Source organism: Stagnihabitans lacustris (assembly GCF_025950525.1).
Classification (GTDB): Bacteria; Pseudomonadota; Alphaproteobacteria; order Rhodobacterales; family Rhodobacteraceae; genus Stagnihabitans.
Genome location: NZ_JAPDGS010000004.1, coordinates 72,794 through 93,783, shown reverse-complemented (window position 1 = coordinate 93,783; position 20,990 = coordinate 72,794). Strand labels below are relative to the sequence as shown.

The 20,990-nt window shown below is 64.6% G+C and carries 21 protein-coding genes and 1 tRNA gene; 18 read left to right on the top strand and 4 right to left on the bottom strand.

Annotated elements, in window-relative coordinates; all coding sequences use genetic code 11:
• Window positions 1–27 precede the first annotated feature (27 nt).
• The 3 genes from NX862_RS11470 to NX862_RS11460 all read left to right on the top strand — a co-directional run bounded on the left by NX862_RS11470 (window position 28) and on the right by NX862_RS11460 (window position 2,583).
• The gene (locus NX862_RS11470; protein ID WP_264494051.1) at window positions 28–915 is read left to right on the top strand and encodes a PfkB family carbohydrate kinase; all 888 of its coding nucleotides are present in this window, start codon (window positions 28–30) and stop codon (window positions 913–915) included.
• Entirely contained in the window at window positions 912–1,838 is a 927-nt protein-coding gene (locus tag NX862_RS11465) for a pseudouridine-5'-phosphate glycosidase (RefSeq protein ID WP_264494050.1), read from the top strand. The genes NX862_RS11470 and NX862_RS11465 overlap by 4 nt, the downstream gene beginning before the upstream one ends.
• Before the next feature lie 70 nt (window positions 1,839–1,908).
• A complete protein-coding gene (locus NX862_RS11460; protein WP_264494049.1) occupies window positions 1,909–2,583 on the top strand; it encodes a DUF502 domain-containing protein in 675 nt (224 codons plus the stop codon).
• A gap of 233 nt (window positions 2,584–2,816) precedes the next feature.
• Here the strand turns inward: NX862_RS11460 and NX862_RS11455 are convergent, their stop codons facing one another.
• Window positions 2,817–3,593, bottom strand: a complete 777-nt coding sequence (locus NX862_RS11455) for a 3-hydroxybutyrate dehydrogenase (RefSeq protein WP_264494048.1) — start codon at window positions 3,591–3,593, stop codon at window positions 2,817–2,819.
• A 296-nt stretch (window positions 3,594–3,889) separates the two neighbouring features.
• On the opposite strand from NX862_RS11455, the gene NX862_RS11450 reads away from it, so the two are divergent.
• Window positions 3,890–5,707: an extracellular solute-binding protein gene (locus tag NX862_RS11450; RefSeq protein WP_413694557.1), complete on the top strand. Its 1,818-nt coding sequence runs from the start codon at window positions 3,890–3,892 to the stop codon at window positions 5,705–5,707.
• A 13-nt stretch (window positions 5,708–5,720) separates the two neighbouring features.
• On the top strand, window positions 5,721–5,846 hold the full coding sequence (locus NX862_RS11445) for an entericidin (RefSeq protein WP_264494047.1): 126 nt from the start codon (window positions 5,721–5,723) through the stop codon (window positions 5,844–5,846).
• Window positions 5,847–6,220: 374 nt separating this feature from the next.
• On the opposite strand, the gene NX862_RS11440 is transcribed toward NX862_RS11445, so the two are convergent.
• Window positions 6,221–6,925, bottom strand: coding sequence for a helix-turn-helix domain-containing protein (locus NX862_RS11440; protein WP_264494046.1), 705 nt, complete (start codon window positions 6,923–6,925; stop codon window positions 6,221–6,223).
• 170 nt (window positions 6,926–7,095) lie between these two features.
• On the opposite strand from NX862_RS11440, the gene NX862_RS11435 reads away from it, so the two are divergent.
• The 6 genes from NX862_RS11435 to NX862_RS11410 all read left to right on the top strand — a co-directional run bounded on the left by NX862_RS11435 (window position 7,096) and on the right by NX862_RS11410 (window position 13,089).
• Window positions 7,096–8,025, top strand: coding sequence for a class I fructose-bisphosphate aldolase (locus NX862_RS11435; protein ID WP_264494045.1), 930 nt, complete (start codon window positions 7,096–7,098; stop codon window positions 8,023–8,025).
• Window positions 8,026–8,119: 94 nt separating this feature from the next.
• Window positions 8,120–8,752, top strand: a complete 633-nt coding sequence (locus NX862_RS11430; protein ID WP_264494044.1) for a hypothetical protein — start codon at window positions 8,120–8,122, stop codon at window positions 8,750–8,752.
• A 144-nt stretch (window positions 8,753–8,896) separates the two neighbouring features.
• Complete coding sequence (locus tag NX862_RS11425) at window positions 8,897–9,199, top strand: FtsB family cell division protein (RefSeq protein ID WP_413694556.1); 303 nt, start codon at window positions 8,897–8,899, stop codon at window positions 9,197–9,199.
• 250 nt (window positions 9,200–9,449) lie between these two features.
• Window positions 9,450–10,439 (top strand): pyruvate dehydrogenase (acetyl-transferring) E1 component subunit alpha, encoded by a 990-nt coding sequence (pdhA, locus tag NX862_RS11420; protein WP_264494043.1) that lies wholly within the window; start codon window positions 9,450–9,452, stop codon window positions 10,437–10,439.
• Window positions 10,440–10,450: 11 nt separating this feature from the next.
• Complete coding sequence (locus NX862_RS11415; protein WP_264494042.1) at window positions 10,451–11,803, top strand: pyruvate dehydrogenase complex E1 component subunit beta; 1,353 nt, start codon at window positions 10,451–10,453, stop codon at window positions 11,801–11,803.
• A gap of 11 nt (window positions 11,804–11,814) precedes the next feature.
• Window positions 11,815–13,089: a pyruvate dehydrogenase complex dihydrolipoamide acetyltransferase gene (locus tag NX862_RS11410; protein ID WP_264494041.1), complete on the top strand. Its 1,275-nt coding sequence runs from the start codon at window positions 11,815–11,817 to the stop codon at window positions 13,087–13,089.
• 348 nt (window positions 13,090–13,437) lie between these two features.
• On the opposite strand, the gene cysE is transcribed toward NX862_RS11410, so the two are convergent.
• Window positions 13,438–14,262, bottom strand: coding sequence for a serine O-acetyltransferase (gene cysE / locus NX862_RS11405; RefSeq protein ID WP_264494040.1), 825 nt, complete (start codon window positions 14,260–14,262; stop codon window positions 13,438–13,440).
• Between the two features lie 59 nt (window positions 14,263–14,321).
• A tRNA-Ser gene (locus NX862_RS11400) sits at window positions 14,322–14,411 on the bottom strand.
• 182 nt (window positions 14,412–14,593) lie between these two features.
• Between NX862_RS11400 and NX862_RS11395 the strand changes: the two genes are divergently transcribed.
• From NX862_RS11395 to NX862_RS11365, 7 genes are read left to right on the top strand one after another with little or no spacing between them, the layout of a single operon-like run.
• Entirely contained in the window at window positions 14,594–15,505 is a 912-nt protein-coding gene (locus tag NX862_RS11395) for an SPOR domain-containing protein (protein ID WP_264494039.1), read from the top strand.
• A 9-nt stretch (window positions 15,506–15,514) separates the two neighbouring features.
• On the top strand, window positions 15,515–16,654 hold the full coding sequence (locus NX862_RS11390; RefSeq protein ID WP_264494038.1) for a D-alanyl-D-alanine carboxypeptidase family protein: 1,140 nt from the start codon (window positions 15,515–15,517) through the stop codon (window positions 16,652–16,654).
• Window positions 16,654–17,253 carry a dTMP kinase gene (gene tmk / locus NX862_RS11385; RefSeq protein WP_264494037.1) on the top strand — a complete coding sequence of 200 codons (600 nt, stop codon included), beginning with the start codon at window positions 16,654–16,656 and terminating at the stop codon, window positions 17,251–17,253. The genes NX862_RS11390 and tmk overlap by 1 nt, the downstream gene beginning before the upstream one ends.
• Window positions 17,250–18,377, top strand: coding sequence for a DNA polymerase III subunit delta' (locus NX862_RS11380; RefSeq protein ID WP_264494036.1), 1,128 nt, complete (start codon window positions 17,250–17,252; stop codon window positions 18,375–18,377). Before tmk ends, NX862_RS11380 begins: the two co-directional genes overlap by 4 nt.
• A gap of 3 nt (window positions 18,378–18,380) precedes the next feature.
• Window positions 18,381–19,166 (top strand): TatD family hydrolase, encoded by a 786-nt coding sequence (locus NX862_RS11375; protein ID WP_264494035.1) that lies wholly within the window; start codon window positions 18,381–18,383, stop codon window positions 19,164–19,166.
• A complete protein-coding gene (locus NX862_RS11370; RefSeq protein ID WP_264494034.1) occupies window positions 19,163–19,954 on the top strand; it encodes an MBL fold metallo-hydrolase in 792 nt (263 codons plus the stop codon). Before NX862_RS11375 ends, NX862_RS11370 begins: the two co-directional genes overlap by 4 nt.
• A complete protein-coding gene (locus NX862_RS11365; RefSeq protein WP_264494033.1) occupies window positions 19,954–20,889 on the top strand; it encodes an AEC family transporter in 936 nt (311 codons plus the stop codon). The genes NX862_RS11370 and NX862_RS11365 overlap by 1 nt, the downstream gene beginning before the upstream one ends.
• The last annotated feature ends 101 nt before the right edge of the window (window positions 20,890–20,990 follow it).

The window sequence follows — 20,990 nt, the reverse complement described above, 5'->3', positions numbered from 1 at the left end:
GACCGCGTCCCGGTGCATGAGGCCGCCATGAGCGCAGACATCCTTTGCATCGGTTCGGTCCTGTGGGACATCATCGGCCGCGCCTCCGTGCCCTTGGCCGCGGGGGGCGATGTGCCCGGCCGCATCACCCGCCTGCCGGGGGGGGTGGCGCTGAACATCGCCATGACCTTGGCGCGGCTGGGCCTGCGTCCGGCGCTGTTGTCCGCCCTGGGCCGCGATGCCGAGGGCGATGACCTTCTGGCCGCCTGTGCCGCGCGCGGGCTGATCACCGACCATATCCACCGCAGCGACCGGCCCACCGATTGCTATATGGCCATCGAATCCGGCGCCGGGCTGATGGCGGCGATTGCCGATGCCCATAGCCTGGAGGCTTGTGGCGCCGATATCCTGGCGCCCTTGTCCGATGGGCGGCTGGGCAGCGCCAAGGCCCCTTGGGCGGGGATGATCGCGCTGGATGGTAACCTGACCGAGACGCTCTTGGCGGAAATCGCCGTCTCGCCGCTGTTTGAACGCGCCGATCTGCGGGTGGCGCCGGCCTCGCCGGGCAAGGCGCTGCGGCTGTGCCCCCTGCTGACCCATCCCGGCGCCACGCTTTACGTCAACCTGGCCGAGGCGCGGCAAATCGGCCTGTGCCCCGAGGCGGATGCGCCAGGTGCGGCCGAGGCGATGCTTGCGCGCGGGGCCGGTCGGGTGCTGGTGACGGATGGCGCCAATCCCTGCGCCATGGGCACGGCCGGAGAGGGCATCCGCATCGGCCACCCGCCCCAGGTTCAGGTCCGCCGCATCACCGGGGCGGGCGATACATTCATGGCCGCCCATATCGTGGCCGAACGCGCGGGCGCCTCGGCGGCGGCGGCCCTTACGGCGGCGCTGAAGGCTGCGGCCGATTACATATCCCAGGAGGTTGGCGCATGACGCTGAACGCTTATATCACGCTGTCCCCGGAAGTGGCCGAGGCGCGGGCCCGCGGCGCTGCCATCGTGGCGCTGGAATCCACCATCATCACCCATGGGATGCCCTGGCCGCAGAATGTGGAAACCGCCCGTGCGGTCGAGGCCTGCGTGCGCGCCCATGGCGCCGTGCCCGCAACCATCGCCGTGATGGGGGGGCGCATCCATGTGGGCCTGACCGATGCGGAACTGGAGAGCCTGGGTCAGGCCAAGGGCGTGATGAAACTTTCGCGGGCGGACCTTGCGGCCTGTCTTGCCATGGGGCGTATGGGGGCCACGACGGTGGCCGCCACGATGATCTGTGCCGAACTGGCGGGGATCGGCGTCTTTGCCACCGGTGGCATCGGTGGGGTGCATCGCGGGGCGGAAAGCAGCTTTGACATCTCGGCCGATCTTTTGGAATTCGCCCAGACCCCGGTGACGGTGGTGGCGGCGGGCGCCAAGGCGATCCTGGACCTGCCCAAGACGCTGGAAGTGCTGGAGACCCAGGGCGTCCCAGTCATCGCCTTTGGTCAGGACGATTTCCCGGCCTTCTGGTCGCGGTCTTCGGGGCTGAGGGCGCCTTTGCGGATGGATGATCCGGCCCAGATCGCCGCGGCGCAGGTGATGCGCGGCGCCTTGGGTCTGCGCGGTGGCCAGTTGGTCGCCAATCCGATCCCCCCCGAGGCCGAGATCGCCCGCGAGGTCATAACTCCGGTCATCGAACAGGCCCTGGCCGAGGCCGCGGCCCAAGGTGTTGCGGCCAAATCCGTGACGCCCTTCTTGCTGCAACGGATATTCGAGCTGACCGAGGGGCGCTCGCTGGTGTCGAACATCGCTTTGGTGATGAACAACGCGCGATTGGCCTGTCAGATCGCAAAGGCGCTGGTTGCATTGAAACCGGGCTGAGCGCGTCACAGATAGGTCACCAAGCGCGGGGCATCTTTGCATTGAGCCCACGCCCTGCCATATAGGTCCCATGTCCGATCCGATCCGCACCCGCAGCCTTGCCGCCAGCCTGAGGGCTTCCTTCCTGACCGGCCTGATCGTCGTTTTGCCGATCGGGCTGACCTTTTACCTGATCTGGTCGGTGATCGGCTATCTGGACGGCTGGATCTTGCCCTTGATCCCGCAGGGTTATCACCCCCAGGCCCTGACCGAGCATTACTTTGGCCCGGGGCACAGTTTCCCGATCCGCGGGGTTGGGGTGATCGTGTTTTTGCTGTTCACCACGGCGGTGGGCTGGGTGGCCAAGGGGCTGATCGGGCGCACGGTTCTGGGCAAGCTGGATGGGCTGGTCGACCGGATGCCGGTGGTGCGGTCGCTGTATTCCGCTCTGAAACAGGTGGCCGAGACGGTTTTCAACAAGACCGAATCGTCGTTCGAAAAGACCTGCCTGGTGGAATTCCCCCGCCCCGGCGTCTGGACCATCGGGCTGATCTCTGCCCGGCCCAAGGGCGAGATCGCGGCGCGTCTGGGTCCAGAGGTGATCTCGGTCTTCATCGGCCTGACGCCCTTTACCAGCGGTTTCGTGGTCTTTGTGCCGCGCAAGGATGTGATCGAACTGGACCTGACACCCGAAGAGGCCGCGAAACTGGTGGCCTCAGGCGGCTTGGTCTATCCGGTCAAGGACAACACCACCGGACAGGCCTGATCCAATGGCGCGCGCACAGCGCGCAAGTTTTTCATCTCGCCTCTGGCCTGCGGCCAACCGGCTTCGGCGTGCCGCAGGCGGGGATGTTTTCGAACATATAGGGGGCGGCGGCCTGTCTGCTGGGGTGCGGCCTTGTGGGTGTGGCCTTGCCCTACATCTATTCCACCCCGCGAAGCGGCGTCCAAGCTGGTTGGCCGCAGGCCAGATACGGCCCCGCGCCGCAGGCCCCCGGTTTACAAAGCCGTCCAGCCGCCGTCCACGCTGATCGTCGTTCCCGTGACCTGATCGGCGGCGGGCGAACACAGGTAAACCGTCGTCCCGCCGATCTGGTCCACCGTGGCAAACTGGCGCGAGGGTTGGCGCAACAGCATGACCTCGCGGATCACGGTTTCGCGGTCCATGTCATGCACTTTCATCTGGTCGGGGATCTGCGCCTCGATCAGGGGGGTCAGCACATAGCCCGGGCAGATGGCATTGGCGGTGATGCCCATCCCCGCCACCTCCAGCGCCGTGGTCTTGGACAGGCCCACAACGCCATGCTTGGCCGCGATATAGGCCGACTTGAAGGGCGAGGCGGTCAAGCCATGGGCCGAGGCGATGTTGACGACCCTGCCCCAGCCTTTCGCCTTCATCCCGGGCAAGGCTGCGGCGGTCGTGTGAAAGGCCGAGGACAGGTTGATCGCGATGATCCGGTCCCACATGGCGGGCGGGAAATCCTCGATCGGCGCGACATGCTGGATGCCGGCATTGTTGACCAGGATGTCGCAGCCGCCCGCCCGTTCGACCAGCGCCCGGCAGGCTGTCCCGTCGCTCATGTCGGCGGCGATGTAGCGCACCTTGACCCCATGACGCGCGGCAAGGTCTGCGGCCAGAGCATGATCTTCGGGCCGGTCGGTGAAGGAGTTCAGCACCACATCGGCCCCCGCCGCGGCCAGGGCCTCGGCCACGCCAAGCCCGATCCCGGAATTCGACCCCGTCACCACCGCAAGCTTTCCCGCCAGTATCGCCATCTGATCCTCCACATTCGGGATCAGCCTAAATGCTGCACTGCGGAAATGCAAAGCCCACACAAGGCCCGCACAAGGCCCAATCTGGGGCACCATTCTGCGCCCGACCTCTGGATGAAAAAAAACGCCGGCACAAGGCCGGCGTCAAGTCGTTGAGGCAGGTTTCATACAGGCAAGAAACCTATCGAGCAGTAAGCCTTGTATAGCGATCCTAGATTAACACTTCAAGCTAAAGGTTTGAAAAGGGCCGCACACGGGCTTAGGGTCGCATCAAAGCTGCAGTCGAAAGGTTTGCCCAAATGCGCCCCGCTCTCTCGCGCCTCACGCGCGTTTCCGCCCTTTGTTTCTTGTCCGCGCTGGCCGCCCTGCCGGGCTTTGCCCAGCCCCAGCATGGCATAGCTATGTATGGCGCGCCTGCGCTTCCACCGGATTTTGTGGCCCTGCCCCAGGCCAACCCCCAGGCCCCCAAGGGCGGCACGGTGACATTCGGCGAGGCGGGAAGCTTTGATTCGCTCAATCCCTTCATCACCAAAGGCCAGGCGCCGGGCGCCGTGTCCCCCCTGACGGTCGAGACGCTGATGGCGCGGAACTACGACGAGCCCTTCGCGCTTTACGGGCTTTTGGCCGAATCGATTGATACCGATGATTCGCGGTCCTACGTGGAATTTACCCTGCGTGAGGGGGCGACCTTCTCGGATGGCAGCCCGGTGACGGTCGAGGACGTGTTGTGGTCGATGGAGACCCTGGGCACCCAAGGCAACCCGCGCTATGCCGCCGCCTGGAAAAAGGTCGCCAAGGCCGAGGCCACCGGCCCGCGGTCCGTGCGCTTTACCTTTGCCGCCCCGGACCGCGAGTTGCCGCTTCTGCTGGGTCTGCGTCCGGTGCTGAAAAAGGCGCAGTTTCAGGGCCGCGACTTTGCCGAGGCGGGACTGACCGCGGTGATCGGCTCTGGCCCCTATGTCGTGGGCAAGGTCGATGCCGGCACCGTGATCAGCTTCACGCGCCGCGCCGATTGGTGGGGCCGCGATCTGCCCATCAACCAGGGCCTGTGGAATTTCGACACGATCAAATACCAGTATTTCGCCGATCCCACCGTGATGATCGAGGCGATGAAGGCCGGCACCATCGACCTTTACCGCGAAAGCAATGCCGCCAAATGGGAGCGCGATTACGACTTTCCCGCCGTGACCTCGGGCGAGGTGGTCAAGGAAGAGATCCCGCATCAGCGGCCCTCGGGGATGAACGGCTTTGTTTTCAACACCCGCAAGCCGATCTTTGCCGATTGGCGTGTGCGCGAGGCGCTGACGCTGTCCTTCAACTTTGAATTCGTGAACCAGTCGCTGAACGCTGGCAAATTGCCGCGCGCCGACAGCTATTTCGCCAATTCGGAGCTGGCGGGGGATGTGGCGGCCCCGGCCTCGGACGCGGTGGCGGCGCTGCTTGCGCCCTATGGGGCCGATCTTCTGCCCGGCGCGCTGGAGGGTTACGCCCTGCCCCAGGGCGACGGCTCTGAGGCCAACCGCGGCAATATCCGCAAGGCGACAGCCCTTTTGGAAGAGGCCGGCTGGACCGTGCAGGACGGCGTTCTAAGGGATGCCAGCGGCACGCCGCTGGCCTTTGAGCTGCTGCTGGCGAATGGCGCGGCCGATGCGGTTTCGGCCGCGAACATCTGGGCGCAAAGCCTGGAGAAGCTGGGGGTCAAGCTGACGATCACCACCTCGGACTCGGCCGCCTATAAAGAGCGGATCACGAAATACGACTATGACATGATCTACAACGCCTGGTCGCTGAGCCTGAGCCCGGGCAACGAACAGACGCTGTATTGGGGCGCGGATGGCGTGACCACCGAGGGGACGCGGAACTATATGGGCGTGGGCTCCAAGGCCGTGGATGGGCTGATTTCGACCATGGTCAGCTCAAAAGACCGCGAGGATTTCGTGACTTCGGTGCAGGCCCTTGACCGGGTCCTGACCTCGGGGCGATATGTGATCCCGTTCTGGTATTCGGACGTCAGCCGCGTGGCGCACAACTCCGCGCTGCATCACCCAGAGCGCTTGCCGCTCTATGGCGATTGGCTGGGGTTCTTGCCCGATGTCTGGTGGTTTGAGGCGAAATGAAAGAGGCAGAGCAATGAAGAAACTGATCCTGGTGGCCATCTTGGCCGCACTGGCCGGCTGCAACACGATCTCGGGCGTGGGCATGGATATATCCGGCAGCGCCAACCGCGTCGGCGGCTGGATGGGCGGCGGCGGCTGAGGCCAGAAGCGGGGGGCTCCCGCCCCCCGCACCCCCTGGCCAAAGGGGAGCACGCTCCCCCTTGGAACCCCCATGCGTATGTCGGCCAAATTGAAAGCGGCGCCAGCTCAATCGGGCGCCCCTTGGTCTTTCATACTGACACAAATACTCTCTTAGAAAGTTCGCGGAAGCTCTGAAGCGGCCTAGAGACCCCCATGCGTATTCCAAACTGACAGGCTCGCCAGTTCAAACGGGCGGCCTTTGGTCTTTCATACTGACCCAAATACTCACGGGGAGGTCTGGAGGGGCCCGTGGGTCCCTCCAGGCGGGGGGTGAGCCAGCGGTGCCGCCATTGGTCCAAGGACCGCTGGCTTGGGGGACGGCAGTCCTCCGGCTTAGGACAGAGACGTCACCCAAAGGATCGTGGCATCCTCTTCGGACAGGCTGATCACGTTGTGGCCCATGGTGGCGTCGTAATAGGCGCTGTCGCCGCGTTTCAGGTCCACCGGTTCATAGAACTCGGTGTAAAGCCGCACGATACCGGTCAGCACATACAGGAACTCTTCGCCCGAATGGCGAACCCAGCCGTCGAAATCCTCCATCGCCCGCGCCCGGATCGTGGCGCGGTAGGGCAGCATCTGCTTGGTGCGCAGGCCCCCGCCCAACAGCTCGTGTTCATAGGTGGCGGTCACATGGGCCTGACCCGTGGCCATCTTGGTCACGGCCATCCGCCCCGAGACCTGGGCCTTGGCCGCCGGTGTGAACAGCTGCGGGACCGAGATCTTCAGCCCCTCGGCCAGTTTGCGCACCGCGTCATAGGTCGGCGACATCTGGCCGTTTTCGATCTTGGACAGGGTCGAGCGCGCAAGCCCCGCCTGCGCCGCGGCCTGATCCAGCGTCCAGCCCTTTGCCTTGCGCAACTCCCGCACGCGCAAGCCAAGGTCCAGCGGCTCGGGCGGGGGTTCGGCGGCGTCGGGCGTCTCACGCGCGATGCGGATCAGCCGGCGCGGGTCAGAAGAGCGCGGGTCAGAAGAGCGCGGGTCAGCAGCACGCCGGTCGGACGCAGTGGGGGCGGGCGAATGGGGATCGGAATTGGACATGAGCCCTCTTGGCTTTTGCCCCTCATAGCTTTTACGGCCCCTTGCCGCAACTGGTGCGAAAGCCTCGTCCGGGGCGGCTGCGGTGTCTTCGTCAGCGATGTTTGCGCAAACATCATGGACAGGGCCGCAGGCGCCATGGATAAAGACGCTGCAACGTGCAGGAGGCCAAGATGCGCACCACAAGGATCGTCCAGAAAATCCTCTCGTGTTACGAGGGCGAAAACCCCGGCGTGAAGGGCAATCTTGCCCGCATGTTGATGGAGGGCAAGCTGGGCGGAACCGGCAAGATGATCATCCTGCCGGTCGATCAGGGCTTTGAACATGGGCCGGCGCGCAGCTTTTCGGTCAACCCCGCCGCCTATGATCCGCATTACCATTATCAGATGGCCGTCGATGCCGGGCTTTCGGCCTATGCCGCGCCTTTGGGGCCGCTGGAGGCCGGCGCCGATACCTTTGCAGGCCAAATCCCGACGATCCTGAAGGTGAACTCGGCCAATTCGCTTTTGCCCAAGGTGGCGCCGAAGACGCAGGCCATCACCGCTTCGGTCGATGATGCGCTGCGCCTGGGCTGCGCGGCCATCGGTTTCACGATCTATCCCGGGTCCTCGCAGTCGCTGGACATGTTCGGTGACATCGCCGAAATGCGGCGTGAGGCGGCCGCCAAAGGGATCGCCACGATCATCTGGTCCTATCCCCGCGGCGAGGATCTGGACAAGGACGCCGAGACCGCGGCCGATGTGACGGCCTATGCCGCCCATATCGCGGCTTTGCTGGGCGCGCATATCATCAAGGTCAAGCTTTCCACCGACCACCTCAGCCAGCCCGAGGCCAAGAAGGCGTTTGAGGCCGGGCATATCCCCCTGGCCACCCAGGCCGACCGGGTGCGGGAATGTGTGCGCTCGGTGATGAACGGCAAGCGGATCATCGTGTTTTCGGGCGGCGCGGCCAAGGGCGCGGACTCGGTCCTGGACGATGCCCGCGCGATCCGCGACGGCGGCGGCAATGGGTCGATCATCGGCCGCAACTGCTTTCAACGCCCGCGCGAAGAGGCGATGGAGTTGTTGCAGACCATGGTGGACATCTACAAGGGCAAGGCCTGAAAAGTTGGGACTGATCGGCTGACGGCCAAGACCAGACTTGACACAAACTTGGGGCCCGGGAACACTTCCCGGGCCCTTTCAATTCAGGATTGCCATGCAGCGCATTGTTCTTGCCGTGATGCCCGCGCTTTTTGCCACTGCGTTTGTGGCCCCTCCGCTTTATGCCGAAACCGCCGCCGAGACTCAGGCCGCAATTCAGGCCGAGGTGCAGGCCTATCACCCGCCACCCGAGGGCTATCCGCCTGCCATGGGTGGCGCCGTCCTCACCGAGGGGGCCGATACTTTCTATTTCACCACCTTTGATTACTCGATCGGCGCCTTTGACGCCTCGGCGTTTTTTCTGGGGATGGAGAGCGGGGCGCCGACATTCACCCTGACCGCCTGGCCCAATGGCGACGAGGACGCCAAGTCGGGGCTCTTGCGCGTCAAGGGGACATTCTCGGGCGTGATCGGACCGGGCAGCACGGATGCGGCGGCCGTGGTGGCGATCTCGATCAAAGAGACTTTCCGCGGCCGGCGCTGGACCTCGGAGGGCGGTGAAGGCGTTCTGGTGATCGACAGCTTTGTGCCGCAGACGCCGGGGAGTTCCTCGGGCTATGGTCATGCGACCGGGCATTTCACCGCGCGGATCTGTTCGGCCGATGGCGACCCGGTGGTGGTGGCAAAAAACGCGCGGTGCCGCGAGGTGACGGGCAGTTTCGACACCGATGTGCAATACGAGCCGTAAATGACCCCGGTTGTGTCTCATAAGCCGCAAGGGCTTTCGTTTGTGCAATAGGAGCCCTGATTGAACCCAGAGATGGGGGTTTCTTTTTCCGGGGTTTTTGGGCAAACTGCGGCAAAGCCCCGGAAGTGGGCCAAGAGGCAGAGCATGACCCAGACCGACCCGCGCCGCCGCATGGCCTCGATGGCCTATTTCGCCATTATCGCGATCCTTGGCGGCAACTTTGGCTTTGCGGCGATCCAGGGTGATTACGGCGTCTTTCGTCAGGCCCAGACCGCGGGCGAAATCTCTGAACTGACGTCGGAACGGGACCGGCTGGCGGGCGAGCTGGACGAGTTGCAGAACCTGACCAAGCGGCTTTCGGATCATTTCCTGGATATGGACCTGCTGGACGAACAGGTCCGCTCGGTCCTGGGCTATGTCCGCGCCGACGAGATCGTGATCCGCTAAGGTAGGTTTCAGGAGGGGGGCGCTGCCCCCGAGGCGCTTTCGCGCCTCTCCCCCGGAGTATTTGGGCCAATGTGAAAGCGATCGGGCTTTTTTGGGCGCCGCAGCTGCCTATTGGAACCCGAGTGAAAGCCATGAGCGCGGCGCATGGCTGGCATGTCTGGCGCCGTGGCGGGAATGGGTTTGGCTTTGTTTTCCCGATGTGGTATAGGTAGTTCAATGTTGAACTATCTTTCGAACCCGGGAGGAACCCTTGGCCACCAAGAAAGATGCCGCGAAATCCAATGTGTCGCGGGAAGAGCTGCTGAAATACTACCGCGAGATGCTGTTGATCCGCCGATTCGAAGAGAAGGCGGGGCAACTTTACGGCATGGGTCTGATCGGGGGCTTTTGCCACCTGTATATCGGGCAAGAAGCCGTGGTGGTCGGGCTTGAGGCCTGCACCAAGGAAGGCGACAAGCGCGTCACCTCTTATCGTGACCATGGGCATATGCTGGCTTGCGGCATGGAGGCCAATGGCGTCATGGCCGAGCTGACCGGCCGCGCGGGCGGTTATTCGCGCGGCAAGGGCGGCTCGATGCACATGTTCTCCCGTGCCAAGCATTTCTATGGCGGGCATGGGATCGTGGGCGCGCAGGTGCCGCTGGGGGCCGGTCTGGCTTTCGCCGACAAATACAAGGGCAACGACAACGTCACCTTCACCTATTTCGGGGACGGCGCGGCCAACCAGGGTCAGGTCTATGAGACCTATAACATGGCGGAGCTTTGGGCTTTGCCGATCATCTTTGTGATCGAAAACAACGGTTACGCCATGGGGACCTCGGTCAAGCGGTCCACCAAGTCGACGACCTTGTTCGGTCGGGGCCTCGCTTACGGCATCCCGGGTGAGCAGGTCGACGGCATGGATGTGCTGGCGGTCAAGGCTGCTGGCGAAAAGGCCATCGCGCATTGTCGCGCGGGCAACGGGCCGTATATCCTTGAGATGATGACCTATCGCTATCGCGGCCATTCGATGTCCGACCCGGCCAAGTATCGCACCCGCGAAGAGGTCGAGAAGATGAAGGCCGAAAAGGACGCAATCGAACATGTCCGCGACCTTTTGTTGACGCCCGGTCTGGCCTCGGAAGAGGACCTGAAGGCGATTGATCGCGAGATCAAGGACATCGTGAACGCCTCGGCTGAATTCGCCAAGGAAAGCCCGGAGCCTTCGGTTTCGGAACTCTACACCGACATCTACGCCTGAGGGGGATGACCATGGCAATTGAAGTATTGATGCCGGCTCTGTCGCCCACGATGGAAGAGGGCACCTTGGCGAAATGGCTGGTCAAGGTTGGTGATGTGGTCAAATCCGGCCAGATCATCGCCGAGATCGAGACCGACAAGGCGACGATGGAGTTCGAGGCGGTCGATGAGGGTCGCGTTGGGGCGCTGTTGGTGCCTGAGGGGACGAGCGGCGTGAAAGTGAACACGCCGATCCTCTTGATGGGCGAAGAGGGCGAGACGGCTGCGCCGAAGGCGGCTCCGGTCGCTGTGGCTGTGGCTGTTGCGGTCCCTGCCCCGGTCGCCGTGGCGGCCCCGGTGGCTGTGGTGTCCAAGGCCTCGGCCGATTGGGCGCCCGGCACGCCGATGAAGACCATGACCGTTCGTGAGGCTCTGCGTGAGGCCATGGCCGAAGAGATGCGCGCCAATCCGCACGTCATGCTGATGGGCGAAGAGGTCGGTGAGTATCAGGGCGCCTACAAGATCTCCCAAGGGCTATTGGATGAGTTCGGGCCGAAGCGGGTCGTTGACACGCCGATCACCGAGATGGGCTTTACCGGCATCGCCGTTGGCGCGGCTTGGGGCGGGCTGAACCCGATTGTCGAATTCATGACCTTCAACTTCGCGCTGCAGGCCATCGACCATATCCTGAACTCTGCCGCCAAGACGAATTACATGTCCGGCGGTCAGCTTGGCTGTCCGATTGTGTTCCGTGGCGCCAATGGCGCGGCGGCCCGCGTGGGCGCCCAGCACTCCCAGGACTTCGCGGCGTGGTATGCGGCGATCCCGGGTCTGAAGGTGGTCATGCCCTATTCGGCAAGCGACGCAAAGGGTCTGCTGAAGCAGGCGATCCGCGATCCGAACCCGGTGATCTTCCTGGAAAACGAGATCATGTATGGTCAATCGTTCGAGGTCCCCGACCTGCCCGATTTCACCATCCCCTTCGGCAAGGCCCGCATCTGGCGTGAGGGGAAAGACGTCACCATCGTCTCCTTCGGCATCGGGATGCGTTACGCGCTGGAGGCCGCTGACAAGCTGGCCGAGGAAGGTATCGCGGCCGAAGTCATCGACCTGCGCACCCTGCGGCCCATCGACTATGACACGGTTCTGGCTTCGGTCATGAAAACCAACCGCTGCGTCACGGTCGAAGAGGGCTTTCCGGTGGGCTCGATCGGCGATCACCTGGCCAGCACGATCATGCAGCGCGCCTTTGATTACCTGGACGCGCCCGTGATCACCTGCACCGGCAAGGATGTGCCGATGCCCTATGCGGCCAACCTTGAAAAGCTGGCCCTGGTGACGACCGCCGATGTGGTCGCCGCTGTCAAATCCGTCTGCTATCGGTAAGGGGTGGGATCATGGCTATCGAAATTCTGATGCCCGCGCTGTCCCCCACGATGGAGGAAGGCACGCTGGCGAAATGGCTGGTCAAAGCGGGCGATGTGGTCAAATCCGGCCAGATCCTTGCCGAGATCGAGACCGACAAGGCGACGATGGAGTTCGAGGCGGTGGATGAAGGCACCATCGGCAAGATCCTGATCGCGGAAGGCACGGCGGGGGTGAAGGTGAACACCGCCATCGCCACGCTGATCGAAGAGGGCGGCTCGACGGAAGTGGCGGCACCCAAGGCGGCCGCGGCTCCGGTGGCAGCTCCGGTCGCAGTCGCGGCGGTTGCCGTGGCTGCTGCGCCGAAGGCTGAAGGCGCCCGCGTCTTCGCCTCACCGCTCGCCCGCCGGATCGCAGCGGAAAAGGGTCTGGACCTGACCAAGGTTCAAGGCTCCGGCCCGCATGGCCGCATCGTGCGGTCCGATGTCGAGGGCGCCAAAGCCGCTCCGGCTGCGGTGGTCGCGGCCCCTGCCCCCGTGGCGGCGGCTCCGGCCCCGAAGGCTGCCATGCCCACCGGCATGGCAGCGGAAACGGTCATGAAAATCTATGCCGACCGCGCCTATACCGAGGTGCCTTTGGACGGGATGCGCCGGGTGATTGCCGCCCGCCTGACCGAAGCCAAGCAGACCATCCCGCATTTCTACCTGCGCCGCGAGGTGCGGCTTGATGCGCTGATGGCCTTCCGTGAGCAGCTGAACAAGGGGCTTGAATCCCGCGGCGTCAAGCTGTCGGTCAATGACTTCATCATCAAGGCCTGTGCGGCGGCTCTGCAAGCTGTTCCGGATGCAAACGCTGTTTGGGCCGGGGATCGCATCCTCAAGCTGAAGCCCTCGGATGTTGCGGTGGCTGTCGCGGTGGAAGGCGGGCTCTTCACCCCGGTCCTGAAGGATGCCGACAAGAAGACCCTCTCGACCCTTTCGGCCGAGATGAAAGACCTGGCGACCCGCGCCAAGACCAAGAAACTGGCGCCCCACGAATATCAGGGCGGCAGCTTTGCGATCTCGAACCTGGGGATGATGGGGGTCGAGAATTTCGACGCCGTCATCAACCCGCCGCATGGCGCGATCCTGGCCGTGGGTGCCGGGATCAAGAAGCCGGTGGTGTTGAAGGACGGCACACTGGGCGTCGCCACCGTCATGTCCATGACGCTGTCGGTCGATCACCGGGTCATCGACGGCGCGCTTGGGGCGGAACTCCTCAAGCACATTGTCGAGCTTCTGGAAAACCCGATGGCCATGCTGGCGTAAACAAAAGGCCCGGGGCAACGTCCCGGGCCTTTTGATTTGGCGGAGGTCCCGGCGTATCCTCCGGGCGACGCAGCGGCAGCAAAGCCCTTACACTGCAAACCACTGCAAAGCCATTGCAGACCAAGAGCCTTCTTGCCCTTCATCTTTTCAAAAATATCCCACGGGAGGGTCCGGGAGGGTGTGAAACCCTCCCGGGGTATCCACAAAAGACCGGCGAGGGTGTGAAACCCTCCCGGGGTATCCGCAAAAGACCGGCGAGGGTGTGAAACCCTCCCCGGCGTCAACCGAAGGGGTGCGCCGAGACGCCACGCGCCCAGACCAGACCAGACCAGACCGCGTGGCCCGGGACTACATCTCGCCGCAGTCGCAATCCTTCAACCGCTGATCCATCGAGACCGAGGGCTGGGCGCATCCCGCCTCGCCCACAATGCGGGCAGGCACGCCGGCCACGGTCTTGCAAGGCGGCACATCGGCCAGAACGACCGAACCCGCCGCCACCCGGCTGCAATTGCCGATGTGGATGTTGCCCAGAACCTTGGCCCCGGCGCCGATCAACACGCCATCACCGATCTTGGGATGGCGGTCGCCGTCCTCTTTGCCCGTGCCGCCCAAAGTCACCGAATGAAGCATCGAGACATTGTCCCCCACCACCGCGGTTTCGCCGATGACGATGGAATGGGCATGGTCGATCATCAAGCCGCGACCGACCCGGGCTGCGGGGTGGATATCGACGCCAAAGACCTCGGAGACCCGCATCTGGACGAAATAGGCCAGATCGCGCCGCCCCTCGGTCCACAGCCAATGGCCGATCCTATAGGCCTGCACCGCCTGAAAGCCCTTGAAGAACAAGACCGGCTGCAGGAACCGGTGGCAGGCCGGGTCGCGGTCAAAGATCGCCATGATATCGGCCCGCGCCGCCTGACCGATGTCGGGGGCCGCGCCGTAAGCCTCGTCGGCGATCTCGCGCAGGATCTGTTCGCTCATCTCGGAACTGGCGAGCTTTTGGCTGAACCGATAGGCCAGCGCGCGTTCCAGCGTCGGATGATGCAAAAGGCTGGCATGGATCAACCCGCCCAAAAGCGGCTCGGCGGCAACCGCGGCTGCGGCCTCGTCGCGGATGCGGGTCCAGACCGGATCGACCTGGGGGGTAAGCTTGGGCTTGATGTCGCGCATGATGCACCTCTTTGCCCAAAGCCTAACACGAGACGCGCGACCGGGCGAGATGGGAAAACTGGCGGAAGCGGTGGGATTCGAACCCACGGTGGGGTTCCCCCCACGCTGGTTTTCAAGACCAGAGCCTTAAACCACTCGGCCACACTTCCGTTGCGCGCCTTCCTAACCAAAAGCCGCGCCGGGGTCCAGAGGGTGAAGTTTTCCGCCAAGCCTTGGCGCGCTGCCTTCCCTGTTGCCGGGCTTGCCGCTATGATTGGCAACAATCGGGCGGAAAAGCCCAGTTTCTCCACCAGGCGCGGCAAAGAACCGCGGGCAAATCAGAGGTTCGGGCATGGACAGGATTTATACGGGCGGGATTTCGGCCGCGGCACGGCGGCCCTTGGCGCTGCTTTTGGCGGGGGTGGCTTGCCTTGCGCTGACGGCCTGCGAGATGGGGGCGGGGGGCGGTTCGACCGAAACCAGCGCGCCTGCGACCTCGGCCCGCTTGGTCGACCGCGACGTCGAGGCGCCGGAAATCTTTCAGACCGAGGACAAGGCGCTGTGGGACGGCCGGCCCTCGCTGGGTGGCGTCTGGGTCGCCTCCTCCGATGCCAAGGACCCGGAACGCGTGATCCTGCGCAACCCGGCCAATGGGAAATTCGTGATCGGCGGCCTGTTCCGCCGCGAAGAGGCCCTGCCCGGCCCCAAGCTGCAACTGTCCTCTGATGCCGCCCAGGCGCTTGGCCTGCTGGCCGGTGAGCCTGCGACGGTGTCGGTGACGGCGCTGCGCCGCGAAGAGGCCCCAGTGGCCGAGCCCGCCGCCGATGCGCCGCTGTTGGATGCCAATACCGAAGGTGCGGTCCTGCCGCTGGAAACCGATGTCGTGACCACGGCGGCCGCCGCCATCGACGCGGTGGCCCCGGTTGCGGGCGCCGTTGCCGGTTCGGAAGCCCCGCCCGCCAAACCCTCCGCCCAAACCGCCACCCAGACCGCGGCAGAGGTCAAGCCCACGACGAAACCGGCAGGCGCCCTCGCCCCCGTCGAGGTCGCCACCGGCCGCACGATCCAGGTTGGCATCTTTTCCCAAGAGGCCAACGCCAAGCGCGCCGTCGATGTCCTGAAGGCCGTCGGCGTCAGCGCCCGCAGCACGAAAGAGACCTCGCAGGGCAAGGACCTGTGGTCTGTCACCACCAAGGGCGATCAGGCCACCCTGGCCACGGTGAAGTCGGCCGGCTTCAACGACGCCTATCTTTTGAAACGCTGAGGGTCCGCCATGCGCCTTATCCCCCTTTTGGCCGCCTTTGCGCTGTTCACCAGCGCCGCGCAGGCCTTCGAGACCAAGGCCACCCATGCCTGGGTCTATGACATGACGACCAATACGGTGCTTCTGGACAAAGAGGGCACGGTGTCGGTGCCGCCTGCCTCGATGTCGAAACTGATGACGATCGAAATGCTGTTCGAGGCGTTGCAGGAAGGCCGGGTCCAGATGGACACGACCTTTGGCGTCTCGGCCAAGGCGATGAGCTTTACCGCCATGGGCGGGTCGACCATGTATCTGCAGGAAACCGACCGGCCCACGGTCGAAGAGCTGATCAAGGGCATGGTGGTGAATTCGGGCAACGACGCCTGCACCGTGGTGGCCGAGGGGCTGGAGGGCTCCGAAGAGGAATTCGCCCGCAAGATGACCGAGCGGGCCCAGGCGCTTGGTCTGACCGCCAGCACCTTCGCCAATTCCTCGGGCTGGCCCGACCCGGGTCAGCGGATGAGCATGAAGGACCTTGGCCTTCTGGCGGTCCACCTGATCACCGCCTATCCCGAGCTTTACCCGGTGTTTTCGGAGACCGAGTATAATTACAAGGACCGCGCCCCGGCCAATGCCAACAACCGCAACCCGATTCTGGGCGTGGTGTCCGGGGCCGACGGGCTGAAGACCGGCCATACGCAAGAGGCGGGTTACGGGATGGTGGGGTCCGTCCTGCAGGGCGAGCGGCGGATCGTTTTCGCCTTCAACGGTCTGACCAGCGAGAAGGAACGCGCCGAAGAGGCCGAGCGCATCGCCAATTGGGCCTTTCGCCAATTCGCCTTGAAGACCGTGGTCAAGGCGGGGACCGAAGTCACCCAGGCCGATGTCTTTCTTGGCGCCGCCCCCAAGGTGGGGCTGGCCGCGGCCGAGGACCTGCAGCTTCTGATCCCGGCCGGGGCCGGCAAGGAGATCGCGGCCGAAGTGATCTATACCGGTCCGCTGGAGGCTCCGGTGGCCAAGGGGACCAAGGTGGCCCAACTGGTCATCCGCCGCCCCGAATTGCCCGACCAGACCGTCGATCTGCTGACCACCGCCGATGTGGCGCCCGCCGGTTTCGTTGACCGCATGTTCGTGGCCCTGACGCAATTGCGCAGCCAATACGGCATCTGATGGGACGTTTCATCTCGTTCGAGGGGATCGACGGGTCGGGCAAATCCACCCAGGCCCGGGCTTTGGCCGAGGCTTTGCGGGCGCGGGGCGAAGATGTCGTGCTGACCCGTGAACCCGGCGGCTCTGCGGGCGCCGAGGAAATCCGCGCTTTGGTGCTGCAGGGCGACCCCGACCGCTGGTCGCCTGAAACCGAGATCCTGCTTTTTACCGCCGCCCGCCGTGACCATCTGGAAAAGACGATCCGCCCGGCGCTGGCCCGGGGGGCGACCGTGATCACCGACCGTTTCGCGGATTCCACCCGGATTTATCAGGGCGTCACGCGCGGCGATCTTGCCGCCACCGTTGATCAGCTTCATGCGCTGATGATCGGGGTGGAACCCGACCTGACTTTCCTGATCGACCTGCCCGCCAAAGAGGGCCTGGCCCGCGCCCAGACCCGCGCCGGGGTCGAGATGCGGTTCGAGGACATGGGCCTGGACATGCAAACCCGGATGCGGGCGGGCTTCCTTGACCTCGCCGCGCGCCATGCACGGTTCCGCGTGATCGACGGGCGCGGCAGCTCTGCCGAGGTTGCGGCCCGCGTGGCCCAAGCGCTATGAGCGACATTCCCGAACCCGACCGGCTGGAGGGCGCCCCCCACCCGCGCGAGACCCATGAGGTTCTGGGCCATGCCCGTGCCGAGGCGGTGTTTCTGGATGCTTTCAACTCGGGCCGGATGCATCACGCCTGGCTGATTTCCGGCCCCAAAGGGGTGGGCAAGGCGACACTCGCCTGGCGGATTGCGCGGTTTCTTTTGGCCACGCCGGAGGATGAGGGCCCCGACTCTGCCAAACTCTTTGCGCCGCCTCCCCCCCGCAACCTTGACATCCCCGACGATCACCCCGTCGCCCATCGCCTGCTGGCCCTGTCGGAACCGCGCTTGTTCCTCTTGCGCCGCCCCTGGGACGACAAGACCGAGAAACTGCGCGCCGAGATCACGGTGGACGAGACCCGCGCCCTGCGGAACTTCCTTGGCCTTTCGGCGGCGGATGGCGGGCGCCGGGTCGTCCTGATCGACGCCGCCGATGACCTGAACCGCAACGCCGCCAATGCGATCCTGAAGCTGCTGGAGGAGCCTCCGGCCAAGGTCACATTCCTGATCGTGACGCATCAACCTGCGGGCCTGCTGCCCACGATCCGAAGCCGCACCCGCGATCTGCGGCTTGCCTCCCTGCCCGCCGATCTGCTGGCCCGTGCCATGCATCAGGCCGGGGCCGAGATCACCGATGCGGCGCCTTTGGCGGAACTCGCGGGCGGCTCGGTCGGCGAGGCCTTTCGCCTGACCCATCTGCAGGGCCTTGACCAATACGGGCGCCTCGTGCGGCTGCTGGCCACCCTGCCGCAACTGGACCGCCCCATGGCGCGGGTCCTGGCCGATGCGGCCTCTGACCGCAAACGCCCCGAGGCTTTTGACCTGACCGTGACGCTGATCGACCTCTTCCTGGCGCGTCTGGCCCGCGCCGGCACCACGCGCGAGATCCCGCCCGAGGCCGCCCCCGGTGAGGCCGCCTTGATCGAACGCCTGGCCGCCGACCCCGCCATCGCCCGCGAATGGGCCGACCTTGCGCAGCATCTGGGCCTGCGGGCGCGAAAGGCCAAGGCGGTGAACCTTGACCCCTCTGCCCTGATCCTAGATATGTTCCTGCGCATGGAAGAAACGGCGGCTTTGGTCGCCCATAGGTGACAAATGCCCTTTGAACTCGTCGACAGCCATTGCCACCTGGATTTCCCCGATTTCGAGGGGGAGCTTGACGCGATCATCGCCCGGGCCCGCGCGGCAGGGGTCACGCGGATGGTGTCGATCTGCACCAAACTGCACCGCGAACCGGTGGTGCGTGCGATAGCCGAGGCGCATCAGGGCGTCTATTACACCGCCGGTATCCACCCGATGTCGGCCGCCGAAGAGCCTCTGACCACGGTCGAAGAGTTGGTCGCCCTGTCGCGCCATCCGAAGTTCGTGGGCTTTGGCGAGAGCGGGCTGGACTACCACTACACGGCGGACTCTGCTGCGGTGCAGCAAGTCTCGCTGCGCATCCATATTCAGGCCGCCCAGGAAACCCATTTGCCCTTGGTCATCCACGCCCGCGCCGCGGATGAGGATATGGAGCGCATCCTTGCCGAGGGGATGGCGGTGAAACCCTTCCCCTGCGTGATGCACTGCTTCTCTTCGGGCCGCCGCCTGGCCGAGGCCGCCTTGGAGATGGGATTTTACCTGTCGATGTCCGGCATCACGACCTTCCCGAAGTCGGGCGAACTGCGCGAGATCTTCGCCGCAGCCCCCCTGAACCGCATCCTGGTCGAAACCGACAGCCCCTATCTTGCCCCCATGCCGCACCGCGGCAAAAGGAATGAGCCCGCCTATACCGCCTTTACCGCCCGCAAAGGCGCCGAGGTCTTCGGCGTCACCGAAGAAGAATTCGCCGCCGCCACCACCGCCAATTTCGACCGCCTCTTCACGAAAGCCAAGCCATGAGCCTGCGTTTCACGATCCTGGGTTGCGGGTCCTCGGGCGGCGTGCCGCGTCTGGGCGGCGATTGGGGCGACTGCGACCCCCAGAACCCGAAAAACCGCCGTCGCCGCTGTTCGATGCTGGTCGAGAAAAAGGGCCCCGAGGGCGTGACGCGGGTGCTGATCGACACCTCACCGGATATGCGTGAACAGCTGTTGTCGGCGGGTGTCGGCACGCTGGACGGCGTCGTCTATACCCATTCCCACGCCGACCATACGCATGGCATCGACGACCTGCGCCAGATCGTCTTCAACCTGCGCGACCGTCTGCCGGTCTGGGCCGATGGGCCGACCGAAGACGCGCTGATCGCCCGTTTCGGCTATGCTTTCGTGCAGCCCCAGGGCTCGCCCTATCCGCCGATCCTTGATTTGCGAACGATTGGTCATGGTCCGTTTCAGGTCCCGGGCGCCGGCGGTCCGATCGAGTTCACCCCCTTTACCGCCGATCACGGCGCGATGGAGGCGCTGGGTTTCATCGTCGGAGGCCTCGCCTATCTGCCTGATGCGGTTGCAATCCCTGAGGAAAGCTGGGCCAAGCTGACGGGTCTGAAATACTGGGTCGTCGATGCGCTGCGCCGCAAGCCCCATCCAACCCATGCCCATCTGGCCCTGACGCTGGAGTGGATCGCGCGCGCCATTCCCGAACGCGCGGTCATCACGAATATGCACCTGGATATGGATTACGAAACGCTGGTTCATGAACTGCCCCAAGGCGTCGAGCCCGCCTATGACGGCATGGTCATCACGCTCTGATGGGCCTGCTGCTGGATGTCATCCTGCCGGTCTTCGTCATCCTGGGCGCGGGTTACGCGATGGCCCGGGCGGGGCGTTTCACCGACAGCCATATCGACGCGCTGATGTGGTTTTCCCAAGGTCTGGCCGTGCCCTGCCTGCTGTTCCGCCAGATGGTGCATCTGGACCTGAAGACCGATTTCGGCCTGAACATGCTGGGCAGTTTCTATGCTGGCGCCTTTCTCTGCTTTGCCCTGGCCTTTGCGATCTCCTGGCGGCTCCTCTCCCGCCCACTGGAGGAATGTGTGGCCATCGGTTTCGCCGCGATGTTCTCCAACACGCTGCTTCTGGGCCTGCCCATCACCGAGCGCGCCTATGGCGTGGATGCATTGTCGGGCAATTACGCCATCATCGCGATGCATTCGCCGATGTTCTATGCCTTTGGCATCACGGTGATGGAGCTGGTGCGGCACCGCGGCCAGGGCCTGTCACCGCGCGCCCTTGGGACCAAGGTCGGCCGCGCCATCGGGACACAGCCGCTGGTCGTGGCCATCGGCCTGGGCTTTGTGGTGAACATCAGCGGCCTACCCCTGCCCGGCGCGATAGATGCCGGGGCCGAGATGCTGGGCCGCGCGGGCCTGCCCACGGCGCTGTTCGGATTGGGCGGCGTGCTCTGGCGCTATAAGCCCGAGGGAGACCGCGCCGTCATCGCCCTGATCGTGGGCTTGGCACTGGTGGTCCATCCAGCCGTGACCTGGGGCCTGGCCCAGGCGCTGAACCTCGACCTTGCGGCGCTGCGCTCTTCGGTCGTTACCGCCGCCATGCCGCCCGGCGCCAATGCCTATCTTTTTGCCCATATGTATCTGGTGGGCCGCCGCGCCTCGGCCTCGGCCGTGCTGTGGGGCACGGGGCTGGCGCTGCTTTCGGTCTGGTTCTGGCTGTCTATCTTGCCCTAGGCCGGCAGAAACAGGCCAAAGGGGACCCACGGGCCCCCTTTGGAAACCCCCGTGAGTATTTTGATCAGTATGAAAGCGCAAAGGAGCGCAGTTTCACATTG